The following is a 21,258-nucleotide window of genomic DNA, read 5'->3' on the forward strand; positions in this document are numbered from 1 at the left end:
GTTTACGCGCCCGAGGCCGCCCCGCGCAGGCGTTCAAGAATGATGGACGCGGCCCGCTCCGGCGCGCCCGGTTCTCCCACCAGCTCACGCAACCGCGCCAGACTGCCGCGAACGGCCCGGCCCCGCTCTGGTTCGAGCATGGCGAGGGTCCGCTCGGCCACCACGCGCGCGCAAGCGTCCTCCTGCAACAGTTCAGGGAAGACCTCTTCGCCAAGGATGAGATTGGGCAGGCTGATGAACGGCACATCGACGATCATCCGCCCCACGGCGAAGGTCATGGGCGACAGGCGATAGGCCACCACCGTGGGCGTGCCCACCAGCGCGGTTTCAAGGGTCACCGTGCCCGATGCGGCAATGATCGCCTCGGCGCGGCGCATCTCGCGGTAGCGCGCTTCCGGTTCGAGAAGTTCCACGGGGAAATCGTCAGGCAGGTGCGCCGCGAGCGTCTCGCGCGCAACGCCGGGCGCGCGCACCACCGCAAAGGTCAGCTCCGGCCGGGCCTCGCGCATGAGCCGTGCGGCGGCGATAAATTCGTCGTACAGAGAGCCGATCTCCTTGCGGCGGCTGCCAGGCAGGATGAGCACACGGCCCGGCTCCGGCGACATGGCGTCAAGCTCCGCAAGGGGAATCTGATCCGTGAGCGGATGGCCAACATAGTCGGCCTCCAAGCCGTGCCGGGCGAGGAATGGCTTTTCGAAGGGCAGAATGCACAGCACGCGCTCGACCTTCTCGCGCAGGAAGTTCACCCGCCCCGTGCGCCACGCCCACACCTGCGGACAGATGTAGTAGAAGACCGGGATTCCCAGCCGCCGCGCCATGCGCACCACGAAGAAATTGAAATCCGGCGAATCGATGCAGACCACCGCCGCCGGGCGCTCGACGCGCATGCGGCGATACATGCGGCGCATGAGGCCGAGGATGCGCGGCAGATGCGCCAGCACCTCGGTCAGCCCCATGAGGGACAGCTCGCCGATGTCGAAGGCCTTGTCGAAGCCTGCGGCCTCCATGGCCGGGCCACCCATGCCGGTGAAGCGCATGCCCCCAAGGCCCGAGGCCACGCCGCGTTCCCGCAGGGCCGCAAGCAGAAGCGCACCGTGCATGTCGCCCGATGCCTCGCCAGCGCTGATCCAGATCGTCTTTCCAATACCGCGTTTTTCCATCATCTTTTCCATACGAATTCAATCTTTGGCAGGGCGCGGAAAATTTGTTACACGCCACCGCACCAATAAGCGAAATGTTTCGCGATGACAATGACGACGCCCGCCCACCGCCGCTGCCCGGAAACGGACCCCCGGAGACGGACGATCATCCTATTCGAACGCCCGACAGGGCATCATTCAAGCGAGCAGGACAAATGAGCAAGAAGACCATGCGTGTCGGCGTTATCGGTCTCGGATGGATGGGCAAGATCCATCTCCGGGTCTACTCCGAGATGGCCGACGTCGAAGTGGTCGGTGTCATGGACACCGACGAGAAGACACTGGCCGAGGTGCGCGAGCGCTTCGGCGTGAAGACCTATTCCGACCTCGACGAGCTTCTCGCCCAGCCGCTGGACGCGGTGAGCGTGTGCGTGCCCACCGTGTACCATCTCCCCGTGGGCCTCAAGGTCATGGAGAAGGACATCCCGCTGCTCATCGAGAAGCCGCTGGCCGCCTCCGCCGCCGAGGGTCGCCAGCTCATCGAGAAGGCGCAGGAAAAAGGCCTGCCGCTCATGGTCGGCCACATCGAGCGCTTCAATCAGGCCGTGCGCCGCGTGAAGGAACTGGTGGAGGGCGAGGACGTCATCTCCATCAACATCGAGCGCGTCGGTCCCTATCCGCCCCGCATTCAGGACGTGGGCGTCATCAAGGACCTCGGCTCCCACGACATCGACCTCATCCGCTTCATCACCGGCTCCGAGTACGAGAAGGTCTTCGCCGTCACGTCCTCGACCATGGGCAAGCATGAGGACTCCGCGCTCATCACCGCCCAGATGACCAATGGCGTGCTCGCCCAGATCAACACCAACTGGGTCACGCCCTACAAGTCGCGCTGCATCAGCGTGGCCACCAAGACCAAGTACATCCGCGCCAATCTGGTCACCCAGGAGGTCAAGGAGTACAGCAAATTCGAGGGCTACGACGCCCACTACATGGTCCGCGAGTGGCCGGTCATGTTCCGCGAGCCGGTACCGCTGGAACTGCGCGCCTTCCTCGACGCGCTGCGCGAGGGCCACGAACTGCCCATCACCGGCCGCGACGGCCTGTACGTGCTCGAAACCATCGAGCGCGTTCTCGACGCGCCCGCCGCGAAGTAGGGCCAGCGCCCGCCGCCACGGCATTTCCAAGACGATAAAGGCCCCCCGCCGCACACGCGACGGGGGGCCTTTTCCTATCCGCATGACGACGGCGCGGGGCAAGGCGGCGTGGCCGCCCCACCCCGCCCGCGTCGGCTATTCCTGTTCGCGACGGATGCGTGCGCCCACGGCTTCGAGCTTCTGCTCGATGTTCTCGTAGCCACGGTCGAGGTGATAGATGCGCTGGACCTCGGTGGTGCCCTCGGCGGCCAGACCGGCCAGCACCAGCGAGGCGCTAGCACGCAGGTCCGACGCCATGACCGGAGCGCCGATCAGCCCGGCCACGCCGCGCACCATGGCCGAACGTCCGTCCAGAGTGATGCTCGCGCCCATGCGCTTGAGTTCCTGCACGTGCATGAATCGGTTCTCGAAGATGGTTTCCTTGATCATGCCAGATCCCTTGGCGAGGCACATGAGGGCCATCAGCTGGGCCTGCATGTCCGTGGGGAAGCCGGGGAACGGCAGGGTCACCACGTCCACGCCATGGATGCCGCCGCCGTTGCGCCGGGCCAGCACGCCGCCCTCGCGCTCCTCGATGTACACGCCCATCTCGCGCAGCTTGGCGATGACGGCCTCCAGCTCGAACACGGGGCAGTCCTCAAGGAATATCTCGCCGTCGGTGATGGCGGCGGCGCAGAGGTAGGTTCCGGCCTCGATGCGGTCGGGCATGATGCGGTACTCGCAGCCCGACAGACGCTTCACGCCCTCGATGGTGATGATGCTGGTGCCGTGGCCGGAGATCTTCGCACCGCAGGCGATAAGGAAGTTGGCCAGATCGACCACTTCCGGCTCGCGCGCGGCGTTGATGAGCACGGTCTCGCCCTCGGCCAGCGCAGCGGCCATGAGCAGGTTCTCGGTGCCGCCCACGGTGGGGAAGTCGAACTGGATATGCGCGCCGTGCAGGCCGTCGCACTTTCCATAGATGTATCCGGCGTCGAGGTCGAAGGTCGCGCCCATCTTCTCCAGCGCCTTGATGTGCAGGTCCACGGGGCGCGAGCCGATGGCGCAGCCGCCGGGCAGGGACACCCGCGCCTCGCACAGCCGGGCCAGAAGCGGACCGAGGCAGAGCACGGAGGCGCGCATGGTCTTGACCAGCTCGTACGGAGCCTCGGGCACGAGCGTGCCGGGGGTGACCGTCACCACGCCATTTTCGAAGGTCGTCGCACAACCGAGAAGTTCGAGAAGCCGCAGGGTGGTATTGATATCCCGCAGATTGGGAACATTGGTATAGGTCACGGGGCCGTCAACGGCCAGACTGGCCATGAGGATCGGCAGCGCCGCATTCTTGGAACCGCTGACCCGAATCCGCCCTTCCAGGGGACGACCGCCCTCGATGATGAGTTTTTCCATAAAAAAATCTTCGCCTTTTTTTGATCCAATCGCTAAAATTGCTTGACCGCGAGGCCGTCCTTGTCTATCAGTGCCTCCACACACGGTGGGTGTAGCTCAGTTGGCAGAGCACTTGGTTGTGGCCCAAGTGGCCGTGGGTTCAAGTCCCATCACCCACCCCAGCCGACATTAAGGCCCCGTCTTTCGACGGGGCTTTTTTGTTGCCCTTCGCCGGTTGTCACCGCTGCGAAGGACCACCTGCCGCGCATGAAGCCCGGCGCCCGTCGGCCAAACGGACTTTTATTGCACGGGCCGATTTTGTCAACTACGGGATGCATGCCTCCCCACGCCGCCAAGGGACGCCGCCGCAAAGCGCACCGGACGGACAGCATCCCGCGCCACGGCAGCCACCGTGCAACTTGCCCGAATCGTTCATCTCATGTATTGATCCCGCATCCGGTTGCATCTCTTCATCCGTTTCCACCACTCGACACACGTTCAGGACATGCCCATGCGTCTCGCCGCGATTCTCGCAGCGGCCATCCTGCTGACCGTTGTAGGACTCATCCTCCTCATGCCCAACCGCCTCGACCTGCGCTTCGCATCGGGCGGACCGACAAGCTTCGTGCCTGTCGCGCGCGTGGCGCACGAAATTCACTGCGCCCCGGCTACCGACGGCCTGCGCGAGGCACTCGACACCACAGCCCTCACCCGCGCGCTCAACAGCCACGAGGCCATCCTCGCGCACGCGGACATCTTCCTCGCCGACGCAAGCGCCCTTTCGGCCGGACTCGACGCCACGCCAACCGTACGCATGGCCGCCTACACCATCGCCATGCGCACCCACTCCGGCGACAACATCGAAATCCGCAGCCGCCAGACCAAAACGCCCGACCTCACCTCCGGCATCGTCCGCGACATCGACCGCGGCGTGGCCGCCTACCAACGCGCCATGGAGAAATCCTCCACAAACCGCATGCGCTCCATCATCATCTCCTGACCGACCACCGCGAGGCGAGGGGCAAAAAAAAGCCGGTCCATAGACCGGCCGACACATCACGCATCATGCGGGGCTAGAGGTAGCCCACTTCCTTCAAGGCCTGCGAAAAGATGCTCCACGCCTCGTGGGAATCCTGCAGGACGACGAAATTCTCGCGCAGGTCCCGGTCCTCGAATGCACCTTCCCGCCAGAACCCGTTTTCCTGAATGAACGTTTCATACATCTCCGGAGACGCCACCATCATGCGGTGTCTGACTCCATCCCGGTAAACCCTCGGATTGGTTGTAAATCGGGCCGAAACGCGGCCAACTCTCATCACGGTCAAGGCGGCAGAACCATCGTGTTGCAGGTGATCGAAAATATTAAACAACCCTTTAGGCCCATCTACCCCGCCAAGAACGAAAAGACAAGCATCACCGCACGTTCTGCACAAGGTGCCATGCCGTACGTCATCAGAGATGCTGTCGCAACCGTTGCTAGCACCAGCAACGTGTATCGCCCAAATGTGGCGACACAGCGCGCATTCCCGGCTATAGTGATTGCTCAACCAACAACACGCAATGAGAACACTGGCAATCATACTCGGCGCGGTGTGCACCCTGCTCATCCCGCTTTTTCTCCAGTATTTCGGCCTGATCCACATCGGCGAAAAACTGGTGCGAGCCACTGTGCCGCTTTCCGTGACCTATCCCGAACCCGGATGCCCGTTTCTGCTTGCCCCCGAGGACATGAATGCAGTTGAAGAGGCGCTGGCCGCCCATGGCGACCTCATCAGGGACGCGCAGATATCCATCGCCGCCACGCACGAGTCGGCCGGTCCCGGCCGAGAGGGGCTGCTGCCCATCTTCACGCTCTCCCTCGACATGAAGGACGGCGACGCCGTGACCCTGCGCCCCCGGACCGTCCGCCGCGCCAGTCTCCCGGACTCCATTACCCGTGCCGTACGGGACTGCGTGGAGCGCTATCATCGCCTCGAACGACTCGACTCCGGCTCTGGCCCGCGCATCATCACCATTTCCGCCCTGCACGGCTTCCCGGCTCCACGCTGACGCGACAGCCAACCACGAAAAAGGCGGCTCCCGCCATGAACGGAAGCCGCCGCCAAAAAGCCAAACTCGCAAGCCCTACGCGCCGCGCAGAACGCGCTTGTCCCCCACGCGCATGGTCACCTTCTCCTTGTCCAGATACTCCATGACCGGAATGGCAAACTTGCGCGACATGCCCGTCAGGTCCTTGAACTCGGGAGCGCCCATCTCGCCCTTCTCGCGCAGGAAGGCCACCACCCTGTCGCGCAGGCCGTGGATGGCCGGAGCGTGGAAGTACATGTCTTCCTTGATCTTGACCAGCTCGCCCTGCTCCACCAGCAGTCGGAACACGGCAGCCGCGTCCTTGAAGACCAGCCCCAGCGGCTCCAGCACGTCGCGCACGTTGGGCGGAGCCTCGCCACCGGCGGCATAGGCCGCAAGCACTGTCTCACGCAGACGGGACTGATCCGCCGCAAGGGACACCTTGTGCTGCGGCAGACGAAGCGTTTCGGCCTCGGCCACGGCGCGGCCCTGCTTCACCAGCCGCTCCACCACGAAGTGGAACAGCCGCTCCGAAAGCGCGCGGCCCCACGAGGAGGCCAACTCGCCGCGCACGATGCCCTGCTTCATGGGTTCGGCCTTGTGGTAGGCGGCAATGGCGGCCTCGGCTCCGTCGCACAGCGCACCGGCCACGTCGCCGGACACATACAGCCGCGCCTCGCGGTCCACCAGAAACACGTCGCCTCGGCTCATAAGCTGCTGGAGCAGCTTGTCCAGCGTGCGCGTGTCGAACGCCGTCAGCACCATGAGCCGCGCGAAGCTCGCGCCTTCGATCCCGGCCAGCGCAAGCTGCGTCCGCACGAGATCCTCGGGACTCCCGGACGCCAGTAGCGCGAGGCGCTCCATGGTCTCATCCGTGAAGCGCCGGGCCTTGCGCGCGATGGGATTGATGATGCGCCCGCCCGCAATGGTCCGAAGCGGCGAGAAGGAGCGCAGCACCACGCGGTCGCCATACACGGCGGCCATGGGGTCGTCGAAGCGCAGGCGGCACAGGGCCGTCTCGCCGGGGCGCAGCGCGTCGCGATCGAAAAGATGAATGCGGGCCATGACCTCCCGCGTGCCGTGGTGCAGGTGCAGTTCCTTGCGGTGCTTGAGTTCCTTGCCCGCCGAGGCGAGATAAGTCAGCTCCACGTCCCATTCGTTGGCCGGAAAGAGCGTTCCCGGACGGCTCACAACCATCCCGCGCTCCAGGTCGTCCACTTCGAGTCCCGCAAGGTTCATGGCGGTGCGTCGCCCCGCCGAGGCGGCATCCTCGCTCTCGCCGTGGCCCTGAAGACCACGCACCTTGCTCATGAGACCTCGGGGGCTGATCTCCACCTCGTCGCCGACCTTCACGCTCCCCGAAACAAGGGTGCCGGTGACCACGGTGCCATGTCCGCGCATGGTGAACACGCGGTCGATGGGCAGGCGGAAGAGATCAGTGCGCGGTCGCTCGCCGAAGCTCGCGGCCATGTCGGCCACCACGGTGCGCAGTTCCTCCAGCCCCGCGCCGGTATGGGCGGAAACGGCGACGAGCGGCGCATCTTCGAGAAAAGTCCCTTCAAGGAACCCGGCCACATCCTCGCGCACCAGTTCCATCCACTGCTCGTCGACCATGTCGGCCTTGGTCAGCGCGACGATGCCGCGCGTGACGCCAAGCAGCGTGCAGATTTCCAGATGCTCGCGCGTCTGCGGCATGACGCCCTCGTCGGCGGCGATGACCAGCACCACGAAGTCCACGCCGGACGCGCCGGCCACCATATTCTTCACGAACCGCTCGTGCCCGGGCATGTCGATGATGCCGAGGCGCTGCCCGCCGGGCATGTCCCAGTGGGCAAAGCCGAGTTCGATGGTGATGCCGCGCTTCTTCTCCTCGGCCAGCCGGTCGCAGTCGATGCCGGTCAAGGCTTTCACCAGCGTGGTCTTTCCATGGTCGATATGACCAGCCGTGCCCATGATGACAGGCATGTTCCAGAACTCCTTCACGGGGCGCGCCCCGATGCTCTCGTTAGTCGCAAGTCCTTCCTTCTATGGTAAAAACGCGCCCCGCTCAAGCCATGGCATGCGCCCTCGACGAAACCGACCGCCCATCCCGGCGCAGCACTCTGGACTGGCGCACCACCAACGGATAGTCTACCGTATTTGCATGATAAAAGGAGGAACGCCATGACACCCAGCTTCGAGGGACCAGCCGTCTTCGTCAGTGACCTTGCGGCATCGCGCCGCTTCTACGGCGACATTCTCGGCCAGAGCCTGCTTTTCGCCGTGGGGGACGCCTACGCGGCATACAGGGGATTCTCGCTGTGGCAGGCATCCGCCGCGCGGGAGACGATCTTCGGCGAGACGCCTGTAAAAACGACCGAGGCGCAGGGACGCAAAAATTTCGAAATGTATTTCGAGACAGAAGAACTGGATGCGACGTGGGAGCGCCTCACCGCCGAGGCCATCGAGGCGGTGCACCCCATCCGCGAGGAACCGTGGGGACAGCGCAACTTCCGCGTGCTGGACCCGGACGGCCATGTCGTGGAGTTCGGCGAGCCGATGCCCTTCGTGGCGCGGCGCTTCCTCGCGCAGGGACTTTCGGCGCAGGAGACGGCAGCACGGACCATGCTGCCCATCGAGATGATTCAGGCGCTCGACGCTCCGCGCTGAGGCGAAGCGTCGAGCCATTCGCGCGAGGATCAGGACTCCTCGCGAATCTTGTCCATTTCGCGGTAGCAGCGCTGCTCGTCCGCGAAGAAGTTGCAGCCGGTGAGCGCGCCGTGCTTCACGCTGCCCGGATAGTCGCGGCAGACGTCAGGCTTCACGTCCTGAATACCGCAGGAATACCCGCCGTCCGGACGCTGAACCATCCACGGGCAGTATTCGACGGGCAGATGCGTGCCGGGGCGCACCCACAAACGGTTGCGCAACCACTGGCCGTCAACGAACACGTCGCCCACCCACTCCATGATGTCCTCGCGCCCGTTGGCCTTCCAGCGGGCGAGGTCATCCTGCGTGCATTCGCAGCGAAAATCGAGGGTGAAGCAGCAGGTTCCGCACCGGCGACACCGGAAGCGTTCCACCCCGGTCTCAAGCCAGATACCCCGCTCGCCTCCCGGGCACTCTGGCCCAACCTCCGTCGGTCCCCAGAACACCTTTCCACACACCCGCGCAAGCTCGGCAAGGTCGAGCTTCGCGCGGCACAGCGCATCCCAGATGCGTTGCCCTGCCTCGTCGCCGGGGATGAAATCCCGGCCTCCGTTGGTGCGGGTGATGCTGATTCCCTTGACGCCGTCTCTTTGTCCCACGCTCGCGGCACCGTCCGCGACCAAGGGATACAGCGAGGCAAACAAACCAAGCTGGGGGGCATACTGTTCGAAATCGATACGGATGGCCTCCACGGCCTCCTCACGAGTCAGGAACAGTCTTGCCTTACCGTCCATGATTCCTCCGGGGCTTTCCCCGACCCGGCTACGCTCCCGCGTCCCGTGCCCGAAACGCACACGGCGGGAATGCCGGATCGGCACATGATTTTAGGCCCACCATAGGACGCCCCGCAATTTTTGTGAAGCCTGACAACAACTTAGTATCCGAAAACGTATATCCTGCCGAAACTGTTGCCCGGCATGCGCTCGCAGCGTTTGCGCATATCCCTTCGGCGTACGCCGCGCTTTTTTTCTTTCAGCGCAATTTCCGACATCCGGCGCAATGCGCCCCCCGTCTACATCGACAGCCGAGCGTTCCCGCATCCCCGCCCCCGCCCGCCTTTCCCCTGTGGTCCTCAACGCCGCCGATGTGCTATCCTTGACGTCCAGCCACGCCGCGACGGCCCCGGACGTCATGCCCGGCAGGCTCTGCACTCTCCGCACGGCGAAAACGGAATCGGAGCGAACATGACCACGCGCAGCATCGACACCAGACTTGCCGTATTGTCGCTCATGCGTCGTACCGCCCTCGTCTTTGCAGCCGCACTGCCGCTCATGCTGCCGCCCATATTTCCAATGACAGCCGAGGGGAACAACGCCTCGCCGCCCAACCCCACACTCCCTGCGGAAGTGGGCGCACCGTCCAACGCCACAATTCCCGTCAAGCTGGATCATCTGCAACTCGGGCTGGAGGACGTCATCAGCCTCGCCCTCGAACGCAACCGGGACATCCGCACCTTCCGCGAGAACCTGCGGTCGTCCGAACTGTCCCTCGAATCCGAGGAATCCGACTTCAAGTACGAAATCACGCCCACCGCCAACATCGGCCTGCTGGGCGGCGACGAGATTACGGACAGCCGCAACTACCGGGCCGGTGTGGTGCTGCGTCAGCGATTCAAGGAAGGCACGCGGGTGGAGGTCGGCCCCTTCGCAGAGCGTACCGACGAAAGCGGCGAGGACCGGGAATACGTGTCAGGGATGGGCATCTCGCTCACGCAGCCGCTGTTGCGCGGGCTGGGGCGGGACTACAATCTCAACGCGGTGAAGGAAGCGCGCTTCGGCGTACGCAAGGCGCGGCGGGCACTCTATCTCAAGCGGGTGGATGTGATACTGGAGGCGACAGGCGCAGCCTATGCCGTCATGCGTCGCAAGCTACTACTCGACACGGCGCGGGCCTCGGCGGAGCGGCTGGAGGAATTCGCACGGCTGGCCAAGGAACACGCTGCCGCAGGCAAGGCCGATCCCGTGGACGTTCTGCGCGCGCAAACGCAACTGCGCAAGGCGCAAAACGACATCATTACCAATACTGAAGCCCTCGAACTGGCACTGGACGACCTGAAGCTGGCGCTCGACCTGCCGCTTTCCGCAACCGTCGCGGTGGACGCGCCAATGATCGTCTCGCCCTTCGACGTGTCCGTGGACGCCGCCGTGGACGCCGCCGGCGAGAACCGTGTGGAAATCGAGGAGTCGGAGGACTTCCTACGCGAGCGCTACCGGCTGTCCGGCATCCGCAAGCACGAACTGCTGCCCAAGCTCGACGTGAACCTGCGCTATTCGCGCACGGGAACGGACAAGGAGCTTCAGGACAGCATGACCTTCGACAGCGACGCATGGTCCCTCGGGGCCAACGTCTCGGCGGACATCTTCCGACGCAGGGACAAGTCAGCCTACCGCCAGAGCCTCGTGGACGTGGATTCGGCGCGCATTGCCCTCGAACTGGCGCGCGACAGCGTTGCGTCCGAAGTCCGCCGCGAATTCCGTAAGCTCCAGCGCTCACTCAGCCAGATCACGCTCCAGACCGAACGAACCCGCGAGGCGCAAAGCCAGCGCTCACTGGCGCGGTCAAACTTCCTTGAAGGCCGCACCGGCAACTTCGACCTCATCGACGCGGAACTCTCGGCCACCGAGGCCCAAAGCGACCTCATCGACGCACGCGTCGAATACATCCTCGCCCAATACCGCTTCCGCGCCGCCGTCGGCACCCTCCTCGAACGGCAGACGGAGCAGGGGAAGAGGAAGTGAATAAAACGGAGTAGACTGTCGATCCCCGAATAGCCAACCGCCCATCATGTCGCCCCGAACTCCACCAACCCGGGCACATGGCCGCCTCTCGGGAGTATTAAAGCGCAATCAGGAGCACAACAAAAACGGCCTGAGTTACAAAAAACTCAGGCCGTTTACCATATTATTTCCACGCGACGAAAAGGGACCACTCTCCACGGTAGGATACAGCACCCGCAATTGCACGTCGGTTACCATTCCGTTACCACTACGCAAAAGGGGCCATGCCTTACGGCATGGCCCCTTTGAAATTGCGTGGTGCGCCAGGAAGGAATCGAACCCTCGGCCAGCGGCTTAGAAGGCCGCTGCTCTATCCGACTGAGCTACTGGCGCGCGTTGGGATGCGTCTTATACGCCACGGCGGGGCAAGGGGTCAAGCCCTTGGAGCGCAAAGGGCAAAACGGTTGCGAGGCATGGGGCGAGAGCGTACCATCCGCGCGCATCGGACCTAGGAGTGGCGCACCCCGCGCGCTCCGTCCGGCCAGACAATACGCGGCATATGCCGCTTCGAAGAGGTGATCGTCCTGACTTCCCGTTTCAATGATTTCAACGACGTGCTCGCCCATCTCGACGGGCTCGGCATGTTTCATATGGATTTCGGCCTTTCGCGGGTCGAGGCCGCCATTGCCGCACTGGGGCTGACCTCGCCCTCCTTTGCCGTGTTCCACGTCGTGGGCACCAACGGCAAGGGGTCGACATCGCGCACAATCGCCGAACTCGCCGCCGCGCACGGCCTGCGTGCAGGTCTCTACACCTCGCCCCATTTCCTCGACCCGCGCGAACGCATCCGCATCGACGGACGCATGCTCTCCGGCGACGCATGGGCGAGGCTCGGCAACGAGGTCATGGACGCTTCACGCGACAATCCGCTGACCTATTTCGAATTCATCACCGTGCTCGCCGTGCTGGCCTTCGCCCGCGCCGGGGTGGACGTGGCCGTCATGGAAGCCGGACTAGGCGGGACCTACGACGCCGCCAACGCCCTGCGCACCGACGTCACCGTGTTCACCGGCATCGGCATGGACCACGAAGCCATCCTCGGCGACACCCTCGAAGCCATCGCCTCGGACAAGGCCGGAGCCATGCGTCCGGGCGTGCCCGCAGTGACCGCCGCGCAGGCCGAACCCGCCGCCCGCGTGCTGGCCGAGCGCGCCCGCGCCATCGGAACCACCCTGTCCACGGTATCGGACGTTCTTCATTATGAGTATGCAATCGGCGCGGCGCGTCCGGTCGACCCGACCCTTCCGGAGCTTTGCGATCTGATTCCGGCCATGCCCGGCCCGCACCAGTTCGCCAACGCCCACCTCGCGCTGGCGGCGTGGCTCACCCTCGCCCCTTCGCGCGGATTCGGCGTGGATTCGGATGCCTGTTCCCGCGCCCTCTCACGGGCCACGGTCTCGGGCCGCTTCCAGCGCATCCCCGGCTCGCCGGAGATCATCCTCGACGGCGCGCACAACCCGCACGCCCTTGCCGCGCTCACAAGTACGCTTCGCGATTGCAACATCCGCCCGTCGTCCATCGTCTTCGCCTGCCTTGCGGACAAGGACCTTGCGACCATCGCGCCCCTCGTGGCGGGACTGGCGGACTGCCCCGTGCTCGTCCCCGAGCTGCCCGGCAACACCCGCGCCCGCGCAGCGGCGGACATCGCCCGCGCCATCGGTCCCAAGGCGCGGCCCGTGGCCGACATTGCCGACGCCCTCGCACAGACGGCGCAAGACGACGGCCCGGTGCTGGTATGCGGCTCCTTGTATTTGCTGGCTGCATTCTTTACCCTGCATCCCGAGCATCTGTGCGAATCCGCAACGGATTTCCCACTCTGACCCCGGAAGGAACAATGCAGAATCTCTACCGACAGCTCCCGTCCGTGGACGCCGTCCTCCAGCGGCTCGACGACGCGACGGACATCTCCGCCCTGCCGCGCACCCTCGTGCGCGGGCTGGTCAACGACTTCCTCGACTCCTGCCGCGACGACATCCGAAACGGCAGAGTCACCGAACCGGCCAGCCTCACCCTCGACGCGCTGGCCCCTGCGCTGACCGCCTTCGTGCGGGCTGGCGCGCGGCCGCACTTCCGCCGCGTACTCAACGCCACGGGCGTGGTCATCCACACCAATCTCGGCCGCTCCATCCTCGCGCCGGAAGCCTCCGTCGCCGTGGCCGAGGCCTGCGCCCATTACTCGAATCTCGAATTCGATCTCGCCACCGGCGAACGCGGCAGCCGCTACAGCCACGTGGAGGACCTGCTGTGCCGCCTCACCGGCGCTGAAGCCGCGCTGGTGGTCAACAACAACGCCGCCGCCGTGCTCATCGTGCTGGAAACCCTTGCCAAGGGCGGCGAGGTTCCCGTCTCGCGCGGGCAGCTCGTGGAAATCGGCGGCTCGTTCCGCATTCCAGAAATCATGGCCAAGAGCGGCGCGACGCTCGTGGAAGTCGGCGCGACCAACCGCACCCACCTGCGCGACTACGAGCGGGTCATCAACGAAAGCACGTCGGCTCTTTTGCGCGTGCACACGTCGAACTTCCGCATCGTGGGCTTCACCAGCGACGTTCCCACCTCCGAACTGGCGGAGCTTGGTCATCGCCACGGCCTGCCGGTCATCGAGGATCTCGGTAGCGGCAGCCTGTACCGCTTCCCGTCCGGCGAGCTGGACGAACCGACAGTGCAGAGCGTCGTAGCCGCAGGCGTGGACGTGGTGACCTTTTCGGGCGACAAGGTCCTCGGCGGACCGCAGGCGGGCATCATCGTCGGCCGCAAGGAGCACATCGCGCGCATCAAGGCCAATCCCATGAACCGCGCCATGCGCATCGACAAGATGACGCTGGCCGCGCTGGAAGCCACCCTGCGCCTGTACCTCGACATGGACGACGCCCCGCGCCGGGTGCCCACCCTGCGCATGATCTCCGCCAGCGCACAGGAACTGAAGCCCCGTGCCGCTCGCCTGCGCAGACGGCTCCAGCGCGAGCTTGGCGACGCGGCGGACTTCGCGCTCATCCCCGGCCAGTCGCGCGTGGGCGGCGGCTCCTTCCCGGAGCGTGACCTGCCCACCACGCTGGTGCGCATCGTCCCCACGACGGACATCGCCCCCGAGGCGCTGCGTCACGCCCTGCTGGACACCAACCCGCCCCTCGTGGCCCGCACGCAGGACGACGCACTGTGCCTCGACCCGCGCACCATCGACGACGCGGAATTTTCCATGGTCGCCTCGGCGCTGGCGCAGGCTTTCGCCCGCCTCGCCCACGGCGGAAACTGATTTCACATCGGCGCACGACGGAACCCGCCATGCGCCAGACGGCATCCATACGACAAGAGAGGATATGCAATGGCTGACAACACGCTGACTTTCGAATCCCGGAACTGCTGGGAGGTCTTCGACGGCCCCGAGCACGCCACGGCCATGAACGACCTCGCCGTGCGCTACGTCGATTTCCTCACCCGCTGCAAGACCGAACGCGAAACCGTGGACTACGTGACGGACATCGTCCGCAACGCCGGTTACGGCGAGGACTTCGCGGGCGACAAGGTCTTCCGCATCATGCGCGGCAAGACCATGTTCCTCGCCCGGCGCGGCAAGCGCCCGCTGTCCGAGGGCTTCCGCCTGCTCGGCGCGCACGCCGACGCCCCGCGCCTCGACTTCAAGCAGCATCCCCTCTACGAGGACTGCAACATCGGCCTCGCCAAGACCCACTACTACGGCGGCATTCGCAAGTATCAGTGGCTGTCCCGCCCCCTCGCCCTGCACGGCGTCATCGTCCGGCAGGACGGCGAGGTGGTGAAGGTCAACATCGGCGAGGACGCGAACGATCCGGTCTTCACCGTGCTCGACCTGCTGCCCCACCTCGCCTACGACCAGGTGGAGAAGCCCCTGTCCAAGGCCTTCGAAGCCGAGAAGCTCAACGTGGTGCTCGGCCACGCCCCTGCCGCCAAGGACGAGGACGACAAGGACGACAAGCGCATCAAGAAGCAGGTGCTCACCCTGCTCAACGCCAAATACGGCATCGTCGAGGAAGACCTCTTCAGCGCCGAGTTGCAGGTGGTGCCCGCCGGTCCCGCCCGCTTCGTTGGTCTGGACGGCTCCCTCATCGGCTCCTACGCCCATGACGACCGCATCTGCGTGTTCACCGGCCTTGAGGCCCTGCTGACCTCCGAGCAGCCCGAGCACACCCAGATCGTGCTGTTCTGGGACAAGGAGGAGATCGGTTCCGAAGGTTCCACCGGTGCCAAGAGCCTGTTCTTCGAGTACTGCCTCGAAGACCTCATTGATGCGTGGGAACCCGGCACTCGCCTGTCCCACGTGCTCATGAAAGCCAAGGCCGTCTCCGCCGACGTGCACGGCGGGCTGGACCCCGACTATCAGGAAGTCCACGAGAAGCTCAATTCCTCGCTGCTCGGCCATGGTCCCGTGTTCTGCAAGTTCACCGGCCACCGCGGCAAGGTGGGTGCAAACGACGCCCACGCCGAATACGTGGGCTGGATTCGCGGCGTGCTGAACGCGGCAGGCATCCCGTGGCAGATGGCTGAACTCGGCAAGGTGGACCTCGGCGGCGGCGGAACCGTTGCCAAGTACCTCGCCGTCTACGGCATGGACATCATCGACTTCGGTCCTTCCGTGCTGGCCATGCACTCGCCCTTCGAGATCGCCTCTAAGGTCGACGTGTACGCCACCATGCTCGCCTACCGCGCGTTCCTCCAGAGCTAGGAAACGCGGCCATACGACGCACGAAGGGCGGCCCGGTCACAGGACCGGCCGCCCTTTTTTCATAGACATACGCCTCGCGGCTTGTCGGAAACGCCCGCCCCGCCGTTACCAGTCGTTGAGGAACACGGCCTTGTGCAGGAAGTTCACATACTTGGGTTCGTATTTGTCGGCACGATTCTTGAGTTCGGTCACGGCCACCTTCGGCTCCATGGCCTCTGCGTAGGGGCGCTTGGAAATCATGGCGCAATAGGAATCCGCAACGGCGCAGATACGCCCAAGGGGACTCAGCTCACGCAGCTTGGAGGGATAGCCCGATCCGTCGAGGCGCTCGTGATGCTCCATGACGCACTGCTGCATCTCGTCGTACTTGAGGCCCAGCTTGAGGGCGAGCTTGGACCCGACGAGGGGATGCAGGTTCACCTTGGAACGCTCGTCCTGCGTCAGGGGCTTCTGCTTCTCGCGAATGAAGGGCGGAATCTTGGACATGCCCATATCGTGCAGGAACAGGGCCACGGTCACCTTGTCGTACACGCGGCGGTTGAAGCCGCCGGGAAAGACCTTGGTAAACAGCCACAGCCCCATGCACCCGCTGTTGAAGCTGTGGTTAGGCAGGGTGTGCTCCGCATGCATGCGGCGGGTAAATGCCTTGATACGGTTCAAGTCCGTCCACAGATACTCGGTGAGGACCATGAAGTCGGTGTAGAGCTTGTCGAAGACGGGCTTGACCGGCTGCTCCAGAAATTCGGCGATGCGATCCGTCAGCGCGTGGCTGAATATCTCGGCTATCTCGCCTTCCTTGAGGTGCTCGTCCTGAAGCACGAGGTCCAGCTGCTTGCTGATGTGCTTCGAGTAGATGCCATGGTCGCTTCGCGCCAGAAAAATGTTGCCCTGCGCGCAGAGTTCGGCGAGCGTCTCCTGCTCGTCCTTGTCCACACGCTCCCCCGCCTTCTTGTGGATGAGGATCTGGGCGGTATCCTCCTTGAGGCGGTAGATATTGAGCGGCGGACGGAACTTCGGAAAGCTGGCGAGGATCTCGGGCGTGATCTGATAGTATTCCTCGTCCAGATTATCCAGAATGGTCGATTTGAGCGCAACCATGGGCGTTGGCACCTCGTGGGCATGATGATGGATTTCGTCCTGCGGCGAGCAGGTTCGCAGTCGGCTTCAATTCGGCTCCATACCATACTTTTCCCGCATGTGAAAGTGCGGTTGTGCCGCGATTGTTGCTGGCGCATCATCCCCGCCAGTGCCCGAAAAACTCTGCTCCACCAGTCATACCCTGACATTCGCGGCAAAACGTCGAAACATGCCGCGACACATTCCATTCAACACGCCGTCCAATATCGCCACAAAATATGTCACTGCCATTTCTCTACCGAAGGATGCGGCAGTCATCCGTGATGCTCACTGCACAATCCACCGGCTGCCGTCTGCAATGAATCGCCTTTCACAGTGGATATGCGTCATCTCGAAACTCTGGTGCATACGCGTTGCGATTGTTGACTTGGCGCACTTTTCCTGAAAATTTGCCGGAAGCGTCCAGAGCGCCCATGTTTTTCCCTTGACATGCTCACGGTGTTTGGTGGTAATTTGTGGTAAAAAGTGGGTATGGGTGCGCGAATGAGCATGTTTAGGGGACATTTCTACCGGAGCCTCGACCCGAAGGGCAGGCTCATGCTTTCCCCGGAATTCCGCACGGCTGCGGCCGATATGGGTTCCGAGGAGTCCCTCATGCTGACCAATTTCGATGGCTGCGTGGTCGGCTATCCCCTTCCCGAGTGGGAGCGCATCGAAGACAGCTTCAACAGGATAAACATGCTCGACTCCCGGCTTCGCAACTTCCAGCGCTTCTTCATCTCCGGCGCGATGGAAGTGAAGCTGGACAAGCAGGGCCGCGTGCTCGTTCCGCCGCATCTGCGCCAGTACGCAGGGCTGGAGAGGGACGTGGTCGTCGCGGGAGTCGGCAGGAAAATAGAAATCTGGAACCAGAACACCTTCGAGGCCAAGCGCAAGGAGATGGAGGCGACATTCGACGAAGATATGTCCGCCCTTGCCGAGAAGGGGTTTGAACTGCGGCTGTAGAGGCGCGCGGGGGGAAGAATTATGGGTGTCGATTACGGCGACCCCGCAAAGGTGCACATCCCCGTCCTGAAGGACGAGGTGATCGCGCATCTCGCGCCGCGTCCAGGCGGCAGATATCTGGACGGCACGCTCGGCATGGGCGGCCATACCGAAGCCATTCTCGAAGCGGCGGGCGGCAGGGCCGAAGTGCTCGGCTGCGACCGCGACGAGCAGGCGCTCGAACTCGCACAGAAGCGGCTTGAACGCTTTTCGGGGCAGGTGCATTTCGCACACTGCCGTTTCAGTCATTTCGAGGACGCGCTGGCCGAGGTGGGCTGGGACTCCCTTGATGGCGCGCTGGTGGACATCGGTGTGTCCTCGCTCCAGATCGACGATCCCGAGCGCGGATTCAGCTTCATCGACGACGGCCCGCTCGACATGCGCATGGGCACGCTGGGCGACGGCACCACGGCATATTCGCTGGTCAACAAGGCCAGCCTCGAACGCCTGAAGCAGATCATCGGCCGCTACGGCGAGGAGCCGATGGGCGGGCGCATCGCGCGCGCCATCATCGAAGCCCGCGAGAAGAAGCCCATCGAAACCACGCTGGAGCTGGCAAGCATCGTCGAGAACGCCTACCCGGCCAAGATGCGTGCCACGGCACGCCTGCACCCCGCCACGCGGACCTTTCAGGCCCTGCGCATGGAGGTCAATCAGGAGCTTCAGGAGCTTGAGGACTTCCTCGAACGCGTGGTGGGCTACCTGAAGCCCGGCGCGCGGCTGGCGGTCATCTCGTTCCACTCCCTTGAGGACCGCATCGTGAAGCGCTTCTTCCAGCGCGAGTCCAAGGGCTGTCTGTGCCCGCGCCAGCAGATGATCTGCGTGTGCGGCCATGTGCAGCAGTTGGAAGTGCTGACGAAGAAACCCGTCACGGCGGGCGAGGCGGAACTGGCGGTCAACACACGCTCCCGCAGCGCCAAGCTGCGGGTGGCCGAGAAACTGGCCGCCGAGGATCCGGACAGATGAAACTGCTCAGGGACTGGCGCAACGGCGTGGTCGCCCTCCTGTTGCTGCTGTCCCTGCTTCTCGGTCTGGTCATGGTCTGGTGCAACATCGAACGCATGGACCTCGCCTACAACCTCAAGGAGCAGCAGGACACGCTGGAAGAGCGGGAAGCTCTGGTGGCCAAGCTGGAGGTCGAGCGGGACAACCTTCTTTCGCCGCATGGATTGCGGCAGCTCGCCGAGGAACTCGGTCTCGGCCCCGCGTCTCCCGGACGCATCCGGAGGCTTGACGACAGGGCCGCCACCGCGGAACCGCAACAACAGGAGCGCCCATGATGGCCACCTATTCGCCGCGTCATGCCAAAACGCGCGACTGGAGCCGAGTCCGGCTCGCGGTGGTTGCCGTCGTGTTCGGCCTGTGCTGGCTGGCCCTGTGGGCGCGCGCCTTTCAGGTGCAGGTGCTCGAAGGCGGCATGCTGGCCGAACGGGCGAGCCGCCAGCATCTGGTGAGCGAATTCATAAGCGGCGAACGCGGAAGGATCTTTGACAGCCGTGGCCGCGTGCTGGCGCAGAGCGTCCAGTGCAGTTCCGTATACGCGCGCCCGCTCGAAGTGGACCAGCCCGTGCACGCCGCCCGCGACCTCGCGAGGATTCTCGGCGTCTCCGCGCCCCGCCTCGTCAAGGACCTCACGGACGCACGCCCCTTCATCTGGATCGCCCGGCAGGTGAGCGACCGCGAGGCCGCCAAGGTCGCGGCGCTCAACTACTCCGGCATCCATCTGGTCACCGAGTACAAGCGTCTCTACCCCAACGGACACCTCGCGGGGCAGCTCCTCGGCTTCTGCGGGCTGGACGGCGAAGGCCTCGAAGGTCTCGAAAAGTCCCTCAACGGCGAACTCGCCGGCACCACCGACCGCAACGTGGTCCAGCGCGACGCCCGTGGCCGCAGGCTGTACCTCAACGGCGGCCGTGATGAGGAATCTGCCCGAGGCACCGACATCCGCCTGACCATCGATGCCGACATTCAGGCCGTGGCCGAACTGGCCGTGGAGCAGGCCGTCACGCGCTACAGCGGGAGTTCCGGCACGGCGCTGGTGGTCGAAACGGGCACCGGCTCCATCCTCGCATGGGCGCAGTATCCCTTCTTCAATCCGAACATCTACAGGGAATACGGCCCCGGCATCTGGCGCAACCGCATCGCGCTGGACGCCCTCGAACCGGGATCGACCTTCAAGCCGTTCATCGTGGCCACCGCGCTTCAGGAGCGCATTGTCCGCCCCAATTCGGTCTTCGACTGCGAGAACGGACGCTTCACCCTCGACGGCATCACCATCCGCGACACCCACGACTACGACACGCTGACCGTCTCGGACATCGTGCGCCTGTCGTCCAACATCGGCATGGCGAAGATCGGGCTGACCCTCGGCGCGCAGCGCGTGCATTCCTATCTGGAAAAGCTCGGCTTCGGCGACAGGCTGGAGCTGGGCCTTCCCGGCGAAAGCCGGGGCATCCTGCGCGACCCCGGACGCTGGCAGCGCGTGGACCTCGCCTCGGCCGCATTCGGGCAGGGCGTGGCCGTAACGGCGCTACAGATGGCACGCGGCTACCTGTGCCTCGCCAATGGCGGCGTGCTGCGCCCCCTGCGCCTTCAGACCAACGTGGAACCGGACGAACCGGCCCTCAAGGTCTTCGATTCCAAGGTCACCGCGCAGGTGCTGACCATGCTGCAGGACGTGGTGGAAGGCGAAGGCACCGGCACACGGGCGCGCATCAAGGGCATGCATGTCGGCGGCAAGACCGGCACCGCGCAGAAGGCGTCAGCCACCGGCGGCTACGGCGGCAAGTATCTCGCATCCTTCGTCGGCCTGTTTCCGGCCGAACGCCCGCGCTATCTCGTGATGGTTATGGTTGACGAACCGCATCCGCAGCATTACGGCGGCGTGGTTGCGGCACCGGCGGTGCGGGATATCGCGCTAAAGGCACTGGCCTATCTGGGCGAACTGCCCGAGGTCGCCGCCGATACGCCATTCGCCGACGCAGGTGATGCACAGCCGGCGCGCGAAGCGCTTCGAGCATCCATCGCGGCCGGTCGCAACGCACGGACTGCATCGGCAGTCCCAGACGTTGTCGGTCTGCCCCTGCGACGGGCCATTGAAATTTTCGCGACCGCGGGAATCATGCCGGATCTCCGCGGCGACGGGTACATCATCGGCAAGCAAAGCCCAGCTCCCGGCACGCCATGGAACAAGACAGGCAAGGCCGTCTTTTGGCTGTCGGACACACAGGGGCGAGGTTGATAGA

The 21,258-nt window shown here is 64.4% G+C and carries 18 protein-coding genes and 2 tRNA genes; 13 read left to right on the plus strand and 7 right to left on the minus strand.

Annotation, left to right across the window (positions count from 1 at the left end):
* Window positions 1-2: 2 nt before the first annotated feature.
* Entirely contained in the window at window positions 3-1,160 is a 1,158-nt protein-coding gene (lpxB, locus tag GGQ74_RS06975) for a lipid-A-disaccharide synthase (RefSeq protein ID WP_342448588.1), read from the minus strand.
* Window positions 1,161-1,354: 194 nt separating this feature from the next.
* On the opposite strand from lpxB, the gene GGQ74_RS06980 reads away from it, so the two are divergent.
* Window positions 1,355-2,296, plus strand: a complete 942-nt coding sequence (locus tag GGQ74_RS06980) for a Gfo/Idh/MocA family protein (protein ID WP_245168137.1) — start codon at window positions 1,355-1,357, stop codon at window positions 2,294-2,296.
* Window positions 2,297-2,431: 135 nt separating this feature from the next.
* Here the strand turns inward: GGQ74_RS06980 and murA are convergent, their stop codons facing one another.
* Window positions 2,432-3,685 (minus strand): UDP-N-acetylglucosamine 1-carboxyvinyltransferase, encoded by a 1,254-nt coding sequence (murA, locus tag GGQ74_RS06985; RefSeq protein ID WP_167940775.1) that lies wholly within the window; start codon window positions 3,683-3,685, stop codon window positions 2,432-2,434.
* A gap of 85 nt (window positions 3,686-3,770) precedes the next feature.
* Here murA and GGQ74_RS06990 point away from each other — a divergent pair.
* Together GGQ74_RS06990 and GGQ74_RS06995 are read left to right on the plus strand one after the other, a co-directional pair.
* Window positions 3,771-3,846: transfer RNA gene (locus GGQ74_RS06990), tRNA-His, on the plus strand.
* Window positions 3,847-4,175: 329 nt separating this feature from the next.
* Window positions 4,176-4,664, plus strand: a complete 489-nt coding sequence (locus GGQ74_RS06995; protein ID WP_167940776.1) for a hypothetical protein — start codon at window positions 4,176-4,178, stop codon at window positions 4,662-4,664.
* Window positions 4,665-4,737: 73 nt separating this feature from the next.
* On the opposite strand, the gene GGQ74_RS07000 is transcribed toward GGQ74_RS06995, so the two are convergent.
* Window positions 4,738-4,908, minus strand: a complete 171-nt coding sequence (locus tag GGQ74_RS07000; RefSeq protein ID WP_167940777.1) for a hypothetical protein — start codon at window positions 4,906-4,908, stop codon at window positions 4,738-4,740.
* Window positions 4,909-5,224: 316 nt separating this feature from the next.
* Between GGQ74_RS07000 and GGQ74_RS07005 the strand changes: the two genes are divergently transcribed.
* A complete protein-coding gene (locus GGQ74_RS07005) occupies window positions 5,225-5,713 on the plus strand; it encodes a hypothetical protein (protein ID WP_167940778.1) in 489 nt (162 codons plus the stop codon).
* 75 nt (window positions 5,714-5,788) lie between these two features.
* Here the strand turns inward: GGQ74_RS07005 and selB are convergent, their stop codons facing one another.
* Complete coding sequence (selB, locus tag GGQ74_RS07010) at window positions 5,789-7,696, minus strand: selenocysteine-specific translation elongation factor (protein ID WP_167940779.1); 1,908 nt, start codon at window positions 7,694-7,696, stop codon at window positions 5,789-5,791.
* Window positions 7,697-7,894: 198 nt separating this feature from the next.
* Here selB and GGQ74_RS07015 point away from each other — a divergent pair, with 198 nt between their 5' ends.
* Window positions 7,895-8,380: a VOC family protein gene (locus GGQ74_RS07015; protein WP_167940780.1), complete on the plus strand. Its 486-nt coding sequence runs from the start codon at window positions 7,895-7,897 to the stop codon at window positions 8,378-8,380.
* Between the two features lie 29 nt (window positions 8,381-8,409).
* On the opposite strand, the gene GGQ74_RS07020 is transcribed toward GGQ74_RS07015, so the two are convergent.
* Window positions 8,410-9,153 (minus strand): YkgJ family cysteine cluster protein, encoded by a 744-nt coding sequence (locus tag GGQ74_RS07020; protein WP_167940781.1) that lies wholly within the window; start codon window positions 9,151-9,153, stop codon window positions 8,410-8,412.
* 450 nt (window positions 9,154-9,603) lie between these two features.
* Here GGQ74_RS07020 and GGQ74_RS07025 point away from each other — a divergent pair, with 450 nt between their 5' ends.
* On the plus strand, window positions 9,604-11,157 hold the full coding sequence (locus GGQ74_RS07025) for a TolC family protein (protein ID WP_167940782.1): 1,554 nt from the start codon (window positions 9,604-9,606) through the stop codon (window positions 11,155-11,157).
* Window positions 11,158-11,452: 295 nt separating this feature from the next.
* Here GGQ74_RS07025 and GGQ74_RS07030 read toward each other — a convergent pair.
* Window positions 11,453-11,529 (minus strand) — tRNA-Arg (locus GGQ74_RS07030).
* A gap of 182 nt (window positions 11,530-11,711) precedes the next feature.
* Here GGQ74_RS07030 and GGQ74_RS07035 point away from each other — a divergent pair.
* From GGQ74_RS07035 to GGQ74_RS07045, 3 genes are all read left to right on the plus strand, one after another.
* A complete protein-coding gene (locus GGQ74_RS07035; RefSeq protein WP_342448589.1) occupies window positions 11,712-13,016 on the plus strand; it encodes a bifunctional folylpolyglutamate synthase/dihydrofolate synthase in 1,305 nt (434 codons plus the stop codon).
* 14 nt (window positions 13,017-13,030) lie between these two features.
* Window positions 13,031-14,446 (plus strand): L-seryl-tRNA(Sec) selenium transferase, encoded by a 1,416-nt coding sequence (gene selA / locus GGQ74_RS07040; RefSeq protein WP_167940783.1) that lies wholly within the window; start codon window positions 13,031-13,033, stop codon window positions 14,444-14,446.
* A gap of 69 nt (window positions 14,447-14,515) precedes the next feature.
* The gene (locus tag GGQ74_RS07045; RefSeq protein WP_167940784.1) at window positions 14,516-15,892 is read left to right on the plus strand and encodes an aminopeptidase; all 1,377 of its coding nucleotides are present in this window, start codon (window positions 14,516-14,518) and stop codon (window positions 15,890-15,892) included.
* A 105-nt stretch (window positions 15,893-15,997) separates the two neighbouring features.
* Here the strand turns inward: GGQ74_RS07045 and GGQ74_RS07050 are convergent, their stop codons facing one another.
* The gene (locus GGQ74_RS07050) at window positions 15,998-16,990 is read right to left on the minus strand and encodes an HD-GYP domain-containing protein (RefSeq protein WP_167940785.1); all 993 of its coding nucleotides are present in this window, start codon (window positions 16,988-16,990) and stop codon (window positions 15,998-16,000) included.
* Window positions 16,991-17,512: 522 nt separating this feature from the next.
* Here GGQ74_RS07050 and mraZ point away from each other — a divergent pair.
* The 4 genes from mraZ to GGQ74_RS07070 are packed head-to-tail and all read left to right on the plus strand — an operon-like array spanning window position 17,513 to window position 21,254.
* Complete coding sequence (gene mraZ, locus GGQ74_RS07055; RefSeq protein WP_342448590.1) at window positions 17,513-17,974, plus strand: division/cell wall cluster transcriptional repressor MraZ; 462 nt, start codon at window positions 17,513-17,515, stop codon at window positions 17,972-17,974.
* A gap of 21 nt (window positions 17,975-17,995) precedes the next feature.
* A complete protein-coding gene (gene rsmH / locus GGQ74_RS07060) occupies window positions 17,996-18,979 on the plus strand; it encodes a 16S rRNA (cytosine(1402)-N(4))-methyltransferase RsmH (protein ID WP_167940786.1) in 984 nt (327 codons plus the stop codon).
* Window positions 18,976-19,293, plus strand: coding sequence for a hypothetical protein (locus tag GGQ74_RS07065; protein ID WP_167940787.1), 318 nt, complete (start codon window positions 18,976-18,978; stop codon window positions 19,291-19,293). Before rsmH ends, GGQ74_RS07065 begins: the two co-directional genes overlap by 4 nt.
* A complete protein-coding gene (locus GGQ74_RS07070; protein WP_167940788.1) occupies window positions 19,290-21,254 on the plus strand; it encodes a penicillin-binding transpeptidase domain-containing protein in 1,965 nt (654 codons plus the stop codon). The genes GGQ74_RS07065 and GGQ74_RS07070 overlap by 4 nt, the downstream gene beginning before the upstream one ends.
* Window positions 21,255-21,258 lie beyond the last annotated feature (4 nt).

Source organism: Desulfobaculum xiamenense (assembly GCF_011927665.1).
GTDB classification, from domain to species: domain Bacteria; phylum Desulfobacterota; class Desulfovibrionia; order Desulfovibrionales; family Desulfovibrionaceae; genus Desulfobaculum; species Desulfobaculum xiamenense.